The organism is Photobacterium piscicola, assembly GCF_900166965.1.
GTDB classification, from domain to species: Bacteria; Pseudomonadota; Gammaproteobacteria; order Enterobacterales; family Vibrionaceae; genus Photobacterium; species Photobacterium piscicola.
Genome location: NZ_FUZI01000011.1, coordinates 23,033 through 40,091, shown reverse-complemented (window position 1 = coordinate 40,091; position 17,059 = coordinate 23,033). Strand labels below are relative to the sequence as shown.

The following is a 17,059-nucleotide window of genomic DNA, read 5'->3' as shown; positions in this document are numbered from 1 at the left end:
AAATTACGTAACTAGCTATAAAAAAGCATTGTTTACGCAAAAACCTAAATTCCGAGTTAATTGCTAAGATTTTTATGAATTAAGTATATTTCACAGGTATGCTTTATTTGTAACTCATTGAATATATTTATTTTTATTTTTTGCTTTAGGCTGGGTGAAATCAGTGTTATTTGCATTCTGACGCAGGTTACGGCAACGTAAATAAGTGCTTAGAATAATTCAACAGGGAGTCATTACTTTTGTTATTGATAAAAGTAGTGATTAAGTTACATGCTGGAGGTGCAATATGACAGACACAGCCATTCAAACCAATGCTCATTCTCAGTTATTACTGCAGCAACCTCTGACGGAACAGCAACAACAGATTTTAACTGCAGATGCATTATCCTTTATTGCACGGTTAGTTGAACGATTTGCTGAGCGAGTACCGTTATTGTTAGAGGCCCGTGAATTGCAGCAATTAGCGATTGATCGTGGTCAACTCCCCGATTTTTTACCTGAGACTCACGCTATTAGAGAATCAGAGTGGAAAATACAAAATATTCCCCATGATTTACAAGATCGTCGTGTCGAAATTACCGGCCCCGTTGATCGTAAAATGGTTATCAATGCATTAAATGCTAACGTAAAAGTATTTATGGCAGATTTTGAAGATTCTTTTTCGCCATCATGGAATGCGATTCTTGATGGGCATCAAAATTTGCGTGATGCAGTTAATGGCACCATCAGTTATACCCATCCTCAAACGGGCAAGCAGTATCAACTTAATGATGATCCGGCGGTATTGATTTGTCGCGTCCGTGGTCTGCATTTATTAGAAAAAAATATACTCTGGAATGGACTGCCAATCCCCGGTGCATTACTTGATTTTGCATTGTATTTTTATTTGAACCACCAAGCATTATTAGCCAAAGGCAGTGGCCCTTATTTCTATTTACCTAAACTGCAAAGTTTTAGGGAAGCGGCGTGGTGGAGTGATGTGTTTAGTTTCACTGAAGATGAATTTGGTTTAACACGCGGCACCATTAAAGCAACGGTATTGATTGAAACCTTACCCGCTGCGTTTGAGATGGATGAGATATTATTTAATCTTAAAGAGCATATCGTTGGTCTTAATTGTGGCCGTTGGGATTATATCTTTAGTTATATAAAAACCTTACGTAATTTCCCTGAGCGTATTTTGCCTGATCGCCAAGTGGTGACCATGGAAAAACCATTTCTTAACGCATATTCACGGTTATTAGTCCGTACTTGTCATCGTCGTGGTGCATTAGCGATGGGGGGGATGGCTGCCTTTATTCCAGCGAAAGATCCCAAGCAACAAGCATGGGTATTAAATAAAATTCAAACGGATAAAGCGCTGGAAGCGAATAATGGCCACGATGGTACTTGGGTTGCTCATCCAGGGCTTGCGGATACTGCGCGCGCTATTTTTGATGAAGTGCTCGATCAGCGTATCAATCAATTAAATGTCAGCCGTGAAGAGGACGCGCCAATTACTGCGGCTGAATTATTAGCCCCTTGTGATGGCGAACGAACCGAAGCGGGGATGCGGCATAATATTCGCGTGGCTGTGCAATACATTGAAGCGTGGATCTCAGGTAATGGTTGTGTGCCTATTTATGGCTTGATGGAAGATGCGGCAACGGCAGAAATTGCACGTGCCTCAATTTGGCAATGGATAAAACATGGAAAAACTTTATCCAATGGTCAAGTGGTGACTAAAGCCTTATTTGCGCAAATGTTGACTGAAGAAATGCAAGTCTTACAGCAAGAGTTAGGCCAAGAGCGCATTGAAGCGGGGCGTTTTGATGAAGCCACTTATTTAATGTCGCACTTAGCAACTAGTGATGAGTTAGACAACTTTTTAACCTTAAAAGGTTATGACTACTTAGTGTAATAACGGATTACCGCCAATTGACTAGAGGGATATTATTATGACATTAACTCGCCAACAACAAATTGCTGCCCTAGAACAAGATTGGGCTGAAAATCCACGCTGGAAACACGTTAAGCGTACTTACACCGCAGAAGAAGTCGTTAATCTTCGTGGTTCATTTATTCCTGAGCATACTATTGCTCAACGTGGTGCTGATAAATTATGGGAATTGGTTAATGGTAGTGCTAAAAAAGGCTATGTTAATTGTTTAGGTGCTTTAACGGGTGGGCAAGCAGTACAACAGGCAAAAGCCGGTATTGAGGCGATTTATTTATCAGGTTGGCAAGTGGCCGCTGATAATAATACCGCATCAGCAATGTACCCTGATCAGTCACTATATCCAGTAGATTCTGTGCCTGCGGTGGTGAAGCGGATCAATAATTCTTTTCGACGGGCGGATCAAATTCAATGGTCTAACGGTGGTTCACCTGCTGATGGTGTTGATTATTTCTTGCCGATTGTTGCCGATGCAGAGGCTGGATTTGGCGGCGTGCTAAATGCTTATGAATTAATGCGTAACATGATTGAAGCGGGGGCTGCTGGGGTTCACTTTGAAGACCAATTAGCGTCAGTGAAAAAATGTGGTCATATGGGCGGCAAGGTGTTAGTTCCCACTCAAGAAGCGGTACAAAAATTAGTGGCGGCACGTTTAGCGGCTGACGTTGCTGGAACGACAACCTTGGTTATTGCTCGTACTGATGCTAATGCGGCGGATCTGTTGACGTCAGATTGTGATTCATACGATAAAGATTTTATTATCGGTGATCGCTCTGCCGAAGGCTTTTATCGTGTTCGTGCGGGGATTGATCAGGCTATTTCACGTGGTCTTGCGTATGCACCTTATGCGGATTTAATTTGGTGTGAAACTGCCAAGCCATGTTTAGAAGAGGCGCGTAAATTTGCCGAAGCCATTCATGAGCAATATCCTGATCAGTTATTAGCCTACAACTGTTCACCGTCGTTTAATTGGGAAAAGAACCTTGATGCTGAAACCATCGCTAAATTCCAACAAGAATTAGCGAACATGGGTTATAAGTACCAGTTTATTACGCTCGCGGGTATTCATAATATGTGGTTCAACATGTTTGAATTAGCACATGCTTACGCGCAAGGCGAAGGTATGCGTCATTATGTTGAAAAAGTACAACGTCCGGAGTTTGAAGCAGCGAATAAAGGCTATACCTTTGTTGCCCATCAACAAGAAGTGGGTACGGGCTACTTTGATACTATGACTAATACCATTCAAGGCGGTAATTCGTCAGTGACGGCATTGACGGGTTCAACTGAAGAAGAACAGTTTAAATAAGTACTATTTATATCGGCATTAAACTATCGAGGGGAGCGTGACGCTCCCTTTTTTTATTGCTATTGAGTATTACAATTGATTCAGTAGATCGTCATCCTCAAGGTTGTCTTGTTCCTGTTCAACAGGATCCACTTCGTCTTGCATTTCTAATAATGTTACCGCAATCGCAACAAAATCACTGTTGGTAATAATCCCCACCAGTTGTTTATTCTCAAGCACAGGTAAGCAGCCAATTTGATGTTTTTGCATATACAGTGCGGCTTCTTTAAGTCCTGCGTGGCTATCAACACTGAAAATATTACGGTTCATGCAATGTTCAAGTAAAGCTTCTAATGGTGAGTGTGAATGACTAGTGATAATAGATTTTAAATTAGAGTCTTGAGCGGCAAGAACATCACGTTGCGAAATGAGTCCCAGTAAATGGTGATTATGATCAGTAATCGGTATATGGCGAATAGACTGGGTTTGCATCATCTCTTTGGCATCAAATAGGGTGTCATTACGTGATAATGTGTGCGGTTTTAGTGTCATCATATCGGCAACAGTAAACATAGAAACCTCCCGTCTGTTATCTACTAGCTAAGATATTATTTCGAAATCTACTCTTTTGAATGTAGCGAATTATGGAAGATTATCCCATGACAGTGGTCATAAATTTCAAATGTCACCAATGATTAAACTTTTTCTTTTATTGCTAAATCAAGGGAAATTAACAAGGACAGCGGCTATTTCGTTATGGAATCTGCGCTTTAATTGCTTCGGAGTTTCGCATCTTTGGTGGAGTTAAGTATAATGCTCGCTTGCTGTTATTTAAGGCGTATTACGATGCAAGTTTCTGATTTTGATTTTGAGTTACCAGATGAGCTAATTGCTCGCTACCCACAACCTGAACGTACCGCGAGTCGTTTGCTACATATGACAGGCAACACTGGTGAATTAACACATAAAGGTTTTAAAGATGTGTTAGATCTGGTCGAGGCTGGGGATTTATTAGTGTTTAATAATACCCGTGTTATTCCTGCGCGTATGTATGGTCATAAAGCGTCTGGTGGTAAAATTGAAGTGTTAGTTGAGCGCATGTTGGATGATAAATCCATTCTTGCCCATGTGCGCGCATCTAAACCACCAAAGCCTGGTAACGAGTTGTTATTAGGTGAAAATGGTGAGTTTTCTGCTGAAATGGTTGCTCGTCATGATGCGCTATTTGAAATTCGTTTTAACAGCGATAAAACTGTATTAGAGATTTTAGATGCGGTGGGGCATATGCCATTACCACCGTATATTGATCGTCCAGACGAAGATGCAGATAAAGAGCGTTACCAAACAGTTTATAACGCTAAGCCGGGTGCGGTTGCAGCGCCTACTGCGGGTTTACACTTTGACGATAAGCTGATGGCTGATCTAAAAGCGAAAGGTGTTAATTTTGCCTTTGTGACCTTACATGTTGGTGCTGGAACATTCCAACCAGTACGTGTTGATGATATTAACGATCACCACATGCACTCTGAATATGTTGAAGTGCCACAAGAAGTGGTTACTGCGGTTAATGAAACCCGCGCTAATGGTGGTCGTGTTATTGCCGTTGGTACAACATCGGTACGCTCACTAGAAAGTGCTGCACAAGATGCGATCAAAAATGGCACAGAGCTAAAACCTTTCTTTGGTGATACTGAAATCTTTATTTTCCCAGGGTATCAGTTCCAGCTAGTGGATGTATTAATTACTAATTTCCATTTGCCTGAATCAACATTGATTATGCTTGTGAGTGCATTTGCTAGTTATGAGTACACCATGAATGCTTATCATCAAGCAGTGGCTAATCAATATCGTTTCTTTAGTTATGGCGACTCGATGTTTATTACCCGTAAAAATGTGTGATATTGATTACGTTAACACTTATTAAAAATTAAGTATTTAGGCTGCTTTTTGTTACAATTGCAGCCTTTGTTGTCTCTGCTATATGATATAAATTTATTTCTATAGAATTTACAACATAATAAATACTTTTGGGCTCCACTTTGCCGTTATGCTTACTTACGATAACACCAATGTTGAGAGCGACAATGGCCGTTATAAACGACCATTATTTTTGTGGCTGATCAGGCAATAGCCTGTGGGGCTTAATCCCATAATGGGAATATTGTCAGATTGTTTCTCTGGCTTTTGGAGGTCTTGTGAAATTTGAATTAGATAAAACGCAAGGTCGCGCACGTCGCGGTCGCTTGCAGTTTGAACGTGGTACGGTTGAAACCCCTGCATTTATGCCTGTAGGTACTTACGGTACTGTTAAAGGTATGACACCTGAAGAAGTTGAAGAGACAGGTGCACAAATCATTCTAGGTAATACGTTCCACTTGTGGCTACGTCCTGGACAAGAAGTGATGAAGATGCACGGTGATTTACATGACTTTATGCAATGGAAAGGTCCAATCTTAACCGATTCAGGCGGTTTCCAAGTATTTAGTCTTGGTGCACTGCGTAAAATCACTGAAGAGGGTGTACATTTCCGTAACCCTGTAAACGGTGACAAAATTTTCATGGACGCAGAAAAGTCGATGGAAATTCAGTATGACTTAGGCTCTGATATCGTAATGATTTTCGACGAGTGTACGCCATACCCTGCAACCCACGATGAAGCTAAAAAGTCGATGGAAATGTCACTTCGTTGGGCTCAACGTAGTCGTAACCATTTCGATAAGCTAGAAAATCCAAATGCGCTATTTGGTATCGTACAAGGTGGCGTATATGAAGATTTGCGTGATGTTTCAGTTGAAGGCCTAACTAACATTGGTTTTGACGGCTATGCTGTAGGCGGTTTGGCTGTTGGTGAACCAAAAGAAGATATGCACCGTATTCTTGAGCATACTTGTCCAAAATTACCGCAAGACAAGCCACGTTACCTTATGGGTGTAGGCAAGCCTGAAGATCTTGTTGAAGGCGTACGTCGCGGTATCGACATGTTTGACTGTGTAATGCCAACGCGAAATGCACGAAATGCACACTTGTTTGTGACTGGCGGTGTGATCAAGATCCGTAATGCGAAACATAAAACAGATACAACACCACTAGATCCTGAGTGTGACTGTTACACTTGTCGTCATTACTCAAAAGCGTATCTATATCACCTAGACAAATGTAATGAAATTCTAGGTGCGCGCTTAAATACAATTCACAACCTACGCTACTACCAACGTTTGATGGCAAGTATTCGTAAGTCGATTGAAGAAGATCGTTTCGATGCATTTGTAGAAGAATTCTACGCGCGTCGTGACCGTGAAGTTCCACCATTACAAATTGTATAAATCATAATAAACCGAGGACGTTATAAATGAGCTTTTTTATCTCTCAAGCACATGCCGCAACTGAAGGTGCTGCTCAAGGTGGTTCACCGTACCAGCTATTCATTATGCTGGGTCTGTTTGCTGTCATTTTTTACTTCATGATTTACCGTCCACAAGCTAAGCGTGTTAAAGAACACAAAACGCTAATGAGCTCGATGAGTAAAGGCGACGAAGTAATGACAAACGGTGGTCTTTTAGGTCGCATTACTAAGTCTTCATCTGAAAGTGATTACATTGTTATTGCGCTAAACGACAACACTGAAGTTACTATCAAAAAAGACTTCATCACCGCCGTTTTGCCAAAAGGCACAATGAAGTCTTTATAAGACTATAAAAAACATTCGCTTTGAAGGATCATAGCAGTGCTTAACCGATACCCTCTGTGGAAGAACTTATTAGTGTTGTTCGCACTAATTATAGGTTTGCTTTATGCACTTCCCAACGTATACGGTGAAGATCCAGCGATTCAAATAACTGGGGCGCGTGGCGCCTCAGTTACTATGAACGCTCTGGATACTGTCACCGAAGATTTAAAAAAGAACAATATCCCCTATAAGTCAGTTGTATTTGAAAAAGGCTCTGTATTGGTCCGTTTTCAAGATACTGATACTCAAATTAGTGCCCGCGATATTCTTAATAGTGAGTTAGGCGACAACTATATTGTTGCTCTTAACCTCGCGCCATCAACCCCCTCTTGGTTAGAAGCTATTGGTGCTACACCGATGAAGCTTGGCTTAGACCTACGTGGTGGCGTTCATTTCCTTATGGAAGTGGACATGGATGCGGCGATGGAAAAGCTATTAGGTCAGCAAGAAGAAACATTCAGAACTGAACTACGCCAAGATAAAATTCGTTATCGTGCCATTGATAAAAGTAAAGAAACGGTTTCTGTACGTTTACGCGATGCCGCTCAACTTGAGCAGGCAAAAGCGGTATTAGAGCCTCTTCATCCCGATATGATCTTTACTGAAAGTGAAGCAAAAGGACGTTTTGTATTAATCGCTAGTTTCTCTGAAGCGCGTCTTCAAGAAATCCGTAATTATGCTGTTGATCAAAATATTACGATTTTACGTAACCGTGTTAATGAATTAGGCGTAGCTGAACCATTAGTACAGCGTCAAGGTGCTAACCGCATTGTGGTTGAGTTACCAGGCGTTCAAGATACTGCACGCGCAAAAGAAATCTTAGGCGCAACTGCAACACTTGAGTTCCGTGAGGTTGATAGTAGTGCCGATCTTGCGGCTGCTGCAGCAGGACGAGTTCCTGCGGGTAGTGAAGTGAAGATGACCCGTGATGGTCGTCCTGCGGTATTGAAAAAGCGCGTTATTTTAGCGGGTTCTCATATTACAGATGCGACATCAAGTGCTGATGAATATGGACGTCCTCAAGTGAATATTTCGCTTGATACCGAAGGCGGTAGCAAAATGACGGCGTTCTCACGTAATAATGTCGGCAAATTAATGGCGACCGTATTTACTGAGTACAAAGATAGCGGTAATCGTACTTCTGAAGGTAAAGTCATTCTTGAAAAGCACGAAGAAGTGATCAACCAAGCGACGATTCAAACGGCACTTGGACGTAACTTCCGTATTACAGGCATTGATTCACAGCCAGAAGCGCACAACCTCGCATTGTTATTACGTGCAGGTGCGTTGATTGCACCGATTTCAATTGTTGAAGAGCGCACCATTGGTCCATCTATGGGTCAACAGAATATTGATATGGGTATTCAGGCGTGTATCTGGGGTATGGTCGCTGTAATGCTATTTACCTTATTGTACTACCGTGGTTTTGGTTTGATTGCTAACCTCGCATTGATGATGAACTTGGTGTTAATTATTGGCGTAATGTCGATGATTCCAGGAGCAACCATGACCTTGCCTGGTATTGCCGGTATTGTATTAACCGTCGGTATGGCGGTTGATGCTAACGTGCTTATTTTTGAACGTATTCGTGAAGAATTACGTGATGGACGCAGCCCGCAACAAGCGATTCAACAAGGTTACGGTAATGCGTTTAGCACCATTGCCGATGCCAATATCACCACTCTAATGACAGCGATTATTTTATTTGCTGTTGGTACGGGGGCAATTAAAGGCTTTGCAGTGACACTATCGATCGGTATTTTAACCTCGATGTTTACGGCAATTATCGGTACTCGTGCTGTGGTTAACTTAATCTATGGCGGCAAACGCGTAGATAAGTTGTCAATTTAGGAGGGCGCATAAATGAAACAATTATTGAATACCGATAAAGTTACTGACTTTATGCGTTGGTCAAAATTAGCGTTTATTTTTTCGCTAATGATGATTACAGCTTCTATTGCGACAATATCAACCAAAGGTTTAAATTGGGGCTTAGACTTTACTGGCGGTACGCTAATTGAAGTTAGCTTTCAAAACCCGGCGGATTTACCGTTAATTCGTGATTCACTAGCAAAGTCAGGTTTTGGTGATGCGATTGTGCAGAACTTTGGTACTGCGCGTGATGTGATGGTGCGATTACAGCCTCGTGAAGGTATTAAAGGTGAGATTCTGGGGAACCAGATCATTGATGCTTTAAAAACCGGTACTGGTCAGCAAGTTGAAATGCGCCGTGTAGAATTTGTCGGCCCTAATGTGGGTGATGAATTAGCTGAAGCGGGTGGCTTGGCGATTCTTATCGCATTGCTGTGTATTCTGCTTTATGTCTCTGTGCGTTTTGAATGGCGTTTAGCTGCTGGTGCAGTATTGTCGTTAGCACACGATATTATTATTACGGTTGGTATTTTTTCGATACTACAAATCGAAGTTGATTTAACTATTGTGGCAGCATTGCTAACAGTAGTGGGTTACTCACTTAACGATACTATCGTGGTGTTTGACCGTATTCGAGAAAACTTCCGTAAGATGCGTAAGCAAACCGCTGAAGAAATTATGAACTGTTCACTTTCTCAAACATTAAGTCGAACATTAATTACGTCCAGTACTACTTTGTTTGTTGTTATTGCCTTGTTCTTAAAAGGCGGCGCAATGATTCAAGGTTTTGCCTTAGCCTTATTAATTGGTATCACGGTTGGTACTTATTCTTCAATCTATGTAGCATCTGCGTTAGCGCTTAAATTGGGTATTACCCGTGAGCACTTAATGCCGACGCCGATAGATAAAGAAGGTGAAGAACTGGATGCCATGCCTTAACGGTAACGCATAAATAGATGTTGTAATAACTATCTATCTAGACGGAGTCTTCGGGCTCCGTTTTTTTATGTGTCCAATAAGACGGACAGTAATGACAATATGATTTTATTGTCTATTTTTAATGGATTTTTAGTGTAAGGCTATGGATAAAATAAAAGCTTGAATAAACAGACTGAGTGGACAAAGTCAGCCGTAGTAACGTGTGAGCATTACAAGTATGAGTACAAGTATGAGAATGAGTAAAAACGGGACAATAAAGCCGAGGTGGGTGAGGTTAAATATAAGCCATAATAGAATTAAAAATAAAAATAAAAGTAATAGAAACAAAAACGCCCCGCTGGTGGATATCAGCGGGGCGTTTTTATTAACAGGTAGTAATCAGTGATTACTTAGTCAATGCTTCGCTACCGAGTTCACGGATTTTAGCTAGCATTGGTTTAACTACACGTGCGTTACCAGCAACAATGTTACCAGTCGTTAGGTAGTTAGTGTTACCTGTAAAGTCAGCACAGATAGCACCAGCTTCACGCGCGATTAGTTCACCAGCAGCAAGTTCCCAAGGCTTTTGGCCTAGTTTGAATACGCCATCAACACGGCCAGCAGCTAGGTAACAAAGATCCAATGCAGTACAACCTGATTGACGCATGTCATCACATTCTACAAATAAAGCATTTTGGATTTTTAGGTAGCTTTCAGCGTGTTGCTTAGCGGCAAAAGGAAGACCTGTTGCTAACACAGTACCCGTTAGATCACGAGGTTGTGATGCACGTAGACGTAGGCTGTTAAGTTGCGCGCCTGCACCACGAGTAGCTGTGAATAGTTCGTTACGAGCTGGGTCGTAAACGGCTGCAACTTCTGTACGGCCACGCATGCGTAGAGCGATAGAAACTGCATAGTGAGGGTAACCACGAACGAAGTTCTTGGTGCCATCCACTGGGTCAATAATCCACTGACACTCTTTGTCACGTCCTTCTTTCGTACCAGACTCAGCTGCAATGATGCAGTGATCAGGGTAAGATTTTAGGATTGTCTCGATGATGATAGCTTCTGCTTCATGATCGATATTGGTAACAACATCATTACCTTTATTAGCAACCTCAATAGATTGAGGTTTTTCTAGAGATTTAATGACATGGTCACCAGCCTTTCGCACGGCGCGAATGGCAATATTAAGCATCGGATGCATAGGATTTTCCCAACGGATGTTAAAGAACATAAAAAGCGGCGGCGAGTATAACAGAGCTATAAAAAAATGGAAGTGGTTATTTTTTCGACGTTAGCCGATGTGGAAAAAAATGAAAATGGCAGTATTTTATTTATTGATGGACCTAATAGGTATTAACGTTCATCAAATAGACATGTTTTCTTCATTTTTGTGATGGCTGTGCTACTATCTCTGAGCGTTAAATTAGACTGGAATATAGCGACATCATGTTAGATAAAATTCGCGTTGTCCTTATCGGCACGTCACATCCTGGAAATATCGGTTCAGCAGCTCGCGCAATGAAAGTAATGGGGTTAACTAACCTTGTTCTTGTTGATCCTGCGTGTGAGATTGATAGTCATACAATTGCTTTAGCGGCAGGTGCTGCAGATGTAGTTGAGAACGCTAAGATTGTAAAAACATTAGATGAAGCCGTTGCTGATTGCGGTTTAGTGGTTGGTTCAAGTGCGCGTTCTCGTACGTTAGAATGGCCACAATTAGACCCACGTGAAAATGGCATTAAAGTCATTGCAGAATCAGAGCAGCATCCGGTAGCTATTTTATTTGGTCGTGAGCGTATCGGCTTGACCAATGAAGAATTACAAAAATGTCATTGCCATGTTTATATTCCTGCTAACCCTGAATATAGCTCATTAAACCTAGCAATGGCTGTACAAACAATAACTTATGAAGTTCGCATGGCATATCTGGATGCGACTAAACATCAATCTACTCAAGTTATTGATGAATACCCGCGCGCTGAAGAATTAGAGCGTTTTTACCAGCATCTTGAAAAAGTAACCAGCCAAACGCGTTTTATTAATAAAAACCACCCTGGCATGGTAATGGTAAAATTACGCCGTATGTTTACTCGTGCTCGCCCTGAGCAACAAGAGTTGAACATTTTACGTGGTATTTTATCGTCAGTAGAAAAAACGATTGAAACCTTAGAGAAGAACAACAAGTAATCATGGTCGCAATTATAGCGAAAGACCTATTGTTTTAGTGGGTTAAATACTTGACTAAAATAGTCAGGTATGGGAGACTGCTTGTATACATTCAAGTAGGTAGCCATGTTATGAAGTTGACCTCAAAAGGAAGATATGCGGTGACTGCAATGTTAGATGTAGCATTGCACTCACATAATGGACCAGTACCGTTGGCTGATATTTCAGAACGTCAAGGGATCTCACTGTCCTACCTAGAACAACTATTTTCGCGTCTTCGTAAAGCGGGCTTGGTCACAAGTGTTCGTGGTCCTGGTGGTGGTTATCGCTTGGGTGAAGATGCAAGCAATATCGCTGTTGGTATGGTTATCGCTGCGGTTGATGAATCAGTTGATGCAACTAAATGCCAAGGGAAAGGCGGCTGCCAAGGTGGTGTGCGCTGTTTAACTCACACTCTATGGCATGATTTAAGTGATCGTATCAGCGGATTTTTGAATAACATCACTCTTGGTGAGTTGATGAAGGATAATGATGTACAAGTTATTGCTGATCGTCAGGATGTAATCCTACGGAGTAATAATCAGCCATCGTTTGCAAATAAAAAATCACACGACAGCGCCCCTATCGGTGTCGATGTCCGCTCCTAGAGACCAGACGTTCGTGTTTTCGGAGAAGAAAATGAAACTGCCAATATATTTTGATTACTCTGCAACTTGCCCGGTAGATCCTCGTGTTGCTGAGAAAATGGTTCAGTGTTTAACTATGGATGGTACGTTTGGTAATCCAGCGTCACGTTCACACCGTTATGGCTGGCAAGCGGAAGAAGCGGTTGATGCTGCTCGTGAGTATATTGCTGAGTTAGTTAATGCTGATCCACGTGAAATTGTATTTACATCAGGTGCTACAGAATCTGATAACCTTGCAATTAAAGGTGCTGCGCATTTCTATAACAAGAAAGGCAAGCACGTTATTACATGTAAAACTGAGCACAAAGCGGTTCTTGACCCATGTCGTCAATTAGAGCGTGAAGGCTATGAGGTAACCTACCTTGAGCCTGAGTCAAATGGTCTTATTGATTTGGCAAAACTACGCGACGCAATGCGTGAAGATACTGTGCTGGTTTCTATTATGCATGTGAATAATGAAATTGGTGTTATTCAAGATATTGCAGCAATTGGCGAAATCTGTCGTGAAAACAAAACTATTTTCCATGTTGATGCAGCACAATCAGCAGGTAAACTGCCGATTGATGTGCAAACGACGAAAGTTGATCTGATTTCATTCTCAGCGCACAAAATTTACGGTCCTAAAGGTATTGGTGCACTATACGTGCGTCGTAAGCCTCGTATTCGTCTTGAAGCGCAAATGCACGGTGGCGGCCATGAACGTGGTTTCCGTTCTGGTACTTTACCAACTCACCAAATTGTGGGTATGGGTGAAGCCTTCCGTATTGCAAAGCTTGAGATGGCACAAGATTACCAACACGCTGTTGAGATGCGTGAGCGTCTACTAAAAGGCCTTGAAGGCATCGAAGAGATGTCAATTAATGGTGATGTAGAACACCGTATTCCCAACAACCTAAACATTAGTTTTGCGTTTGTTGAAGGCGAGTCATTACTAATGGCATTGAAAGATCTTGCTGTATCATCAGGTTCTGCATGTACTTCTGCAAGCTTAGAGCCATCATATGTACTACGTGCATTAGGCCTTAATGATGAACTAGCACATAGTTCAATCCGTTTCTCTTTTGGTCGTTTTACTACCGCTGAAGAAATTGACTATGCTGTTGTTCAAATTAAACAAGCAGTAGATAAGCTACGTGCAATGTCACCTCTTTGGGATATGTTCAAAGATGGCATTGATTTAAATACAGTTGAGTGGGCACACCACTAATCTGCGGTTAGACATTATTCGAGGGAATTTATCATGGCATATAGTGAAAAAGTCATCGATCATTATGAAAATCCGCGTAACGTGGGTTCATTTGACAACGACGATAAAAGCATTGGTAGCGGTATGGTGGGTGCACCAGCCTGTGGCGATGTAATGAAACTTCAGATCAAAGTAACTGAAGATGGCATCATTGAAGATGCAAAATTTAAAACTTATGGTTGTGGTTCAGCTATCGCATCAAGCTCACTGATCACTGAATGGGTGAAAGGTAAGACGTTAGACGAAGCTGCATCAATCAAGAACTCTGCAATTGCAGAAGAGCTTGAGTTACCACCCGTTAAGGTTCACTGTTCAATTCTTGCAGAAGATGCAATTAAAGCAGCAGTTAGCGATTATAAAAAGAAACACGAACAAAAATAATTTCTGAGGTTTGAAGTATGGCCATTACTATCACTGAAGCGGCAGCTAGTCGCGTATCGACTTTTTTAGCTAACCGAGGCAAAGGCATTGGTTTACGCCTCGGCGTTCGCACTTCAGGGTGTTCGGGTATGGCGTATATCCTTGAGTTCGTCGATGAACTTGACGAAGGGGATCAGGTCTTTGAAGAGCAAGGTGTAAAAATTATCGTTGATGCAAAAAGCATGGTTTATCTTGATGGTACTGAGCTTGATTTCGCCAAAGAAGGCCTAAACGAAGGTTTTCAATTTAACAACCCTAACGTGTCAAGCGAATGTGGTTGTGGTGAAAGTTTCAACGTGTAATTGCTCATAGTGTTTTATTAAACCTGGCTGCTGGCCGCCATTATGGTGAGTGAGTTGTCAGGTTTATTTTTTATATATGGCTGCGATTATGAATCATTTCGAATTATTTGGATTACCGTTTCAATTTGATGTTGACGGTGGTTTACTGGCAACACAATTCCGCGAATTACAACGTCGATTCCATCCTGACAACTTTGCTACTGCATCTGAACGTGATCGATTACTATCGGTACAAAAAGCGGCTCAGATTAACGATGCTTTTCAAACGTTAAAGAATCCTGTCTCCCGTGCTGAATATATGCTTGCTGAACGCGATGAAGATATTCGTGGTGAGCAAAAGACGTTGCAAGATATGGATTTCTTGATGCAGCAAATGGAGCTACGTGAAGCGTTGGAAGTTATTTCTGATTCAACTGATCCTGAAGCTGCTTTGTTTGATTTTGAACAACAGGCAACAGCTATGTATAAGGCACAGTTGGATAAATTGACGTGTTTATTAAGCCAAGAGAATTGGTTTGAAGCTGCAGATGCAGTACGTAAGTTAAAGTTTATTGTTAAGTTGCGTGATGAAGTCGAACGTCTTGAAGAATCATTATTCGACTAATCAGCACTTGCGTTATTTAGACAGGAACGATAATGGCATTTTTACAGATTTCTGAACCCGGTCAAAGTGCAGCACCGCATCAACAAAAATTAGCGGTTGGTATTGATTTAGGGACGACAAACTCATTAGTCGCAGCCGTTCGTAGCGGCGTTGCTGAAACATTAAAAGATGCTGAAGGGCGTTCAATTTTACCCTCTGTTGTGCATTATACTGAAAAGCATGTCATTACGGGTGATGCCGCGCGCGCTTACGCACAACGAGATCCAGTTAATACTATCCTATCGGTAAAACGTCTGATGGGACGCTCATTGGCTGATATCGAGCAGCGTTATCCACAATTGCCTTATCAATTTACGGCATCAGAAAACGGTTTACCGCAGCTAGTGACTCGTCAAGGAACGATGAACCCAGTTCAGGTATCCGCTGAAATTTTAAAATCATTAAGTCAGCGTGCAGTCGAAAGTTTAGGTGGCGATCTTGAAGGGGTGGTGATCACTGTTCCTGCTTATTTTGATGATGCGCAGCGTGCCGGTACCAAAGATGCCGCTAAGTTAGCTAATCTCAATGTTTTGCGCTTACTTAATGAACCAACAGCAGCAGCGATTGCGTATGGCCTCGATTCTGGTCAAGAAGGCGTGATTGCAGTGTATGATCTTGGTGGTGGCACCTTTGATATTTCAATTTTGCGCTTATCAAAAGGCGTTTTTGAAGTGCTTGCAACGGGGGGGGATTCAGCATTAGGCGGTGATGATTTTGATCAACTGCTTGCTGACTGGGTTTTACTTCAAGCGCAATTAACCGAGACACTTACGCCACAACAACGTCGTGAGCTGCAAGATGCGGCTCAACAAGCGAAAGTAGCATTAAGTGATGCCGACAGCGTGACTATTAATGTTTTAGGTTGGCAGGGTGATATCACTCGTGAACAATTTGATGACTTAATTACGCCATTGGTAAAGAAAACCTTACTTGCCTGTCGTCGTGCAGTAAAAGATGCTGATATTACCATTGACGATGTGATTGAAACCGTCATGGTTGGTGGCTCAACTCGAGTGCCATTAGTACGTGAACGCGTAGGTGACTTTTTTGGTAAAACACCATTAACCTCGATTGACCCTGATCAAGTGGTTGCTATTGGTGCAGCTATTCAAGCTGATATTCTGGTGGGTAATAAACCCGATGCAGATATGCTGCTATTAGACGTGATTCCATTGTCATTAGGCATTGAAACCATGGGTGGCATGATCGAAAAAATTATTCCACGTAATACCACATTGCCCGTTGCTCGCGCTCAAGAATTCACCACCTTTAAAGATGGCCAAACAGCAATGTCGGTTCATATCGTTCAAGGTGAGCGTGAGATGGTGAGTGATTGTCGTTCATTAGCTCGATTTACTTTACGCGGTATTCCACCAATGGCGGCAGGTGCTGCACATATTCGTGTGACTTATCAGGTTGATGCTGATGGCTTATTGTCTGTAACGGCAATGGAAAAAAGCAGTGGTGTACAATCTTCTATTCAAGTGAAGCCATCTTACGGCTTATCGGATGATGAAATTGCTACCATGTTACGAGATTCAATGACATTTGCTCAAGATGATAAAGATGCACGTGCATTAGCGGAACAACAGGTAGAAGCCGATCGCGTTCTTGAAGGACTGATTGCTGCTCTGGCAACAGACGGCAACACGTTATTAAGTGCTCAAGAACGTGAAGAGTTAGAAACTGTAATGATGGAACTGGTTCAATTACGTCAGAGTGGCGACGCTCGTACAATTGAAGCTGGAATTAAGAAAACTGATAAGGCCAGCCAAGAGTTTGCGTCACGTCGAATGGATCAATCTATTCGTCAAGCGCTCGCTGGTCAGTCTATTGATGAGGTTTAGGC

The 17,059-nt window shown here is 41.9% G+C and carries 16 protein-coding genes; 14 read left to right on the top strand and 2 right to left on the bottom strand.

What is annotated here, in order from left to right; genetic code table 11:
* The first annotated feature begins 286 nt into the window (after window positions 1-286).
* Entirely contained in the window at window positions 287-1,900 is a 1,614-nt protein-coding gene (gene aceB / locus CZ809_RS18020; protein WP_080158927.1) for a malate synthase A, read from the top strand.
* A 37-nt stretch (window positions 1,901-1,937) separates the two neighbouring features.
* Complete coding sequence (gene aceA, locus CZ809_RS18015; protein WP_080158926.1) at window positions 1,938-3,245, top strand: isocitrate lyase; 1,308 nt, start codon at window positions 1,938-1,940, stop codon at window positions 3,243-3,245.
* Between the two features lie 69 nt (window positions 3,246-3,314).
* Here the strand turns inward: aceA and CZ809_RS18010 are convergent, their stop codons facing one another.
* Complete coding sequence (locus tag CZ809_RS18010; RefSeq protein ID WP_080158925.1) at window positions 3,315-3,797, bottom strand: CBS domain-containing protein; 483 nt, start codon at window positions 3,795-3,797, stop codon at window positions 3,315-3,317.
* A gap of 273 nt (window positions 3,798-4,070) precedes the next feature.
* Between CZ809_RS18010 and queA the strand changes: the two genes are divergently transcribed.
* The 5 genes from queA (at window position 4,071) to secF (ending at window position 9,762) form a co-directional block, all read left to right on the top strand.
* On the top strand, window positions 4,071-5,123 hold the full coding sequence (queA, locus tag CZ809_RS18005; protein WP_080158924.1) for a tRNA preQ1(34) S-adenosylmethionine ribosyltransferase-isomerase QueA: 1,053 nt from the start codon (window positions 4,071-4,073) through the stop codon (window positions 5,121-5,123).
* Between the two features lie 296 nt (window positions 5,124-5,419).
* The gene (gene tgt, locus CZ809_RS18000) at window positions 5,420-6,547 is read left to right on the top strand and encodes a tRNA guanosine(34) transglycosylase Tgt (protein ID WP_080158923.1); all 1,128 of its coding nucleotides are present in this window, start codon (window positions 5,420-5,422) and stop codon (window positions 6,545-6,547) included.
* A gap of 26 nt (window positions 6,548-6,573) precedes the next feature.
* Window positions 6,574-6,912, top strand: a complete 339-nt coding sequence (gene yajC, locus CZ809_RS17995) for a preprotein translocase subunit YajC (RefSeq protein WP_080158922.1) — start codon at window positions 6,574-6,576, stop codon at window positions 6,910-6,912.
* A gap of 36 nt (window positions 6,913-6,948) precedes the next feature.
* Entirely contained in the window at window positions 6,949-8,802 is a 1,854-nt protein-coding gene (gene secD, locus CZ809_RS17990) for a protein translocase subunit SecD (protein ID WP_080158921.1), read from the top strand.
* Window positions 8,803-8,814: 12 nt separating this feature from the next.
* Window positions 8,815-9,762 carry a protein translocase subunit SecF gene (gene secF, locus CZ809_RS17985; protein ID WP_080158920.1) on the top strand — a complete coding sequence of 316 codons (948 nt, stop codon included), beginning with the start codon at window positions 8,815-8,817 and terminating at the stop codon, window positions 9,760-9,762.
* A 385-nt stretch (window positions 9,763-10,147) separates the two neighbouring features.
* Here the strand turns inward: secF and suhB are convergent, their stop codons facing one another.
* Complete coding sequence (suhB, locus tag CZ809_RS17980; protein ID WP_080158919.1) at window positions 10,148-10,948, bottom strand: inositol-1-monophosphatase; 801 nt, start codon at window positions 10,946-10,948, stop codon at window positions 10,148-10,150.
* Between the two features lie 245 nt (window positions 10,949-11,193).
* On the opposite strand from suhB, the gene trmJ reads away from it, so the two are divergent.
* From trmJ to hscA, 7 genes are all read left to right on the top strand, one after another.
* Window positions 11,194-11,934, top strand: coding sequence for a tRNA (cytosine(32)/uridine(32)-2'-O)-methyltransferase TrmJ (gene trmJ, locus CZ809_RS17975; protein WP_080158918.1), 741 nt, complete (start codon window positions 11,194-11,196; stop codon window positions 11,932-11,934).
* A 110-nt stretch (window positions 11,935-12,044) separates the two neighbouring features.
* Window positions 12,045-12,560: a Fe-S cluster assembly transcriptional regulator IscR gene (gene iscR / locus CZ809_RS17970; protein ID WP_045037132.1), complete on the top strand. Its 516-nt coding sequence runs from the start codon at window positions 12,045-12,047 to the stop codon at window positions 12,558-12,560.
* A gap of 31 nt (window positions 12,561-12,591) precedes the next feature.
* Complete coding sequence (locus CZ809_RS17965; protein WP_080158917.1) at window positions 12,592-13,806, top strand: IscS subfamily cysteine desulfurase; 1,215 nt, start codon at window positions 12,592-12,594, stop codon at window positions 13,804-13,806.
* Between the two features lie 33 nt (window positions 13,807-13,839).
* Window positions 13,840-14,226, top strand: a complete 387-nt coding sequence (iscU, locus tag CZ809_RS17960) for a Fe-S cluster assembly scaffold IscU (protein WP_045030777.1) — start codon at window positions 13,840-13,842, stop codon at window positions 14,224-14,226.
* Between the two features lie 17 nt (window positions 14,227-14,243).
* Window positions 14,244-14,567, top strand: coding sequence for an iron-sulfur cluster assembly protein IscA (gene iscA / locus CZ809_RS17955; RefSeq protein WP_080158916.1), 324 nt, complete (start codon window positions 14,244-14,246; stop codon window positions 14,565-14,567).
* Window positions 14,568-14,655: 88 nt separating this feature from the next.
* Window positions 14,656-15,171 (top strand): co-chaperone HscB, encoded by a 516-nt coding sequence (hscB, locus tag CZ809_RS17950; RefSeq protein ID WP_080158961.1) that lies wholly within the window; start codon window positions 14,656-14,658, stop codon window positions 15,169-15,171.
* Window positions 15,172-15,203: 32 nt separating this feature from the next.
* Window positions 15,204-17,057, top strand: a complete 1,854-nt coding sequence (gene hscA / locus CZ809_RS17945; RefSeq protein WP_080158915.1) for a Fe-S protein assembly chaperone HscA — start codon at window positions 15,204-15,206, stop codon at window positions 17,055-17,057.
* Window positions 17,058-17,059: the final 2 nt, after the last annotated feature.

Bases quoted from the DNA above. Each gene is read 5' to 3' on its own strand.
- aceB (WP_080158927.1), top strand. From the start codon at position 287: ATGACAGACACAGCCATTCAAACCAATGCTCATTCTCAGTTATTACTG.
- aceA (WP_080158926.1), top strand. From the start codon at position 1,938: ATGACATTAACTCGCCAACAACAAATTGCTGCCCTAGAACAAGATTGG.
- CZ809_RS18010 (WP_080158925.1), bottom strand. From the start codon at position 3,797: ATGTTTACTGTTGCCGATATGATGACACTAAAACCGCACACATTATCA.
- queA (WP_080158924.1), top strand. From the start codon at position 4,071: ATGCAAGTTTCTGATTTTGATTTTGAGTTACCAGATGAGCTAATTGCT.
- yajC (WP_080158922.1), top strand. From the start codon at position 6,574: ATGAGCTTTTTTATCTCTCAAGCACATGCCGCAACTGAAGGTGCTGCT.
- secF (WP_080158920.1), top strand. From the start codon at position 8,815: ATGAAACAATTATTGAATACCGATAAAGTTACTGACTTTATGCGTTGG.
- suhB (WP_080158919.1), bottom strand. From the start codon at position 10,948: ATGCATCCGATGCTTAATATTGCCATTCGCGCCGTGCGAAAGGCTGGT.
- trmJ (WP_080158918.1), top strand. From the start codon at position 11,194: ATGTTAGATAAAATTCGCGTTGTCCTTATCGGCACGTCACATCCTGGA.
- iscR (WP_045037132.1), top strand. From the start codon at position 12,045: ATGAAGTTGACCTCAAAAGGAAGATATGCGGTGACTGCAATGTTAGAT.
- CZ809_RS17965 (WP_080158917.1), top strand. From the start codon at position 12,592: ATGAAACTGCCAATATATTTTGATTACTCTGCAACTTGCCCGGTAGAT.
- iscU (WP_045030777.1), top strand. From the start codon at position 13,840: ATGGCATATAGTGAAAAAGTCATCGATCATTATGAAAATCCGCGTAAC.
- iscA (WP_080158916.1), top strand. From the start codon at position 14,244: ATGGCCATTACTATCACTGAAGCGGCAGCTAGTCGCGTATCGACTTTT.
- hscB (WP_080158961.1), top strand. From the start codon at position 14,656: ATGAATCATTTCGAATTATTTGGATTACCGTTTCAATTTGATGTTGAC.
- hscA (WP_080158915.1), top strand. From the start codon at position 15,204: ATGGCATTTTTACAGATTTCTGAACCCGGTCAAAGTGCAGCACCGCAT.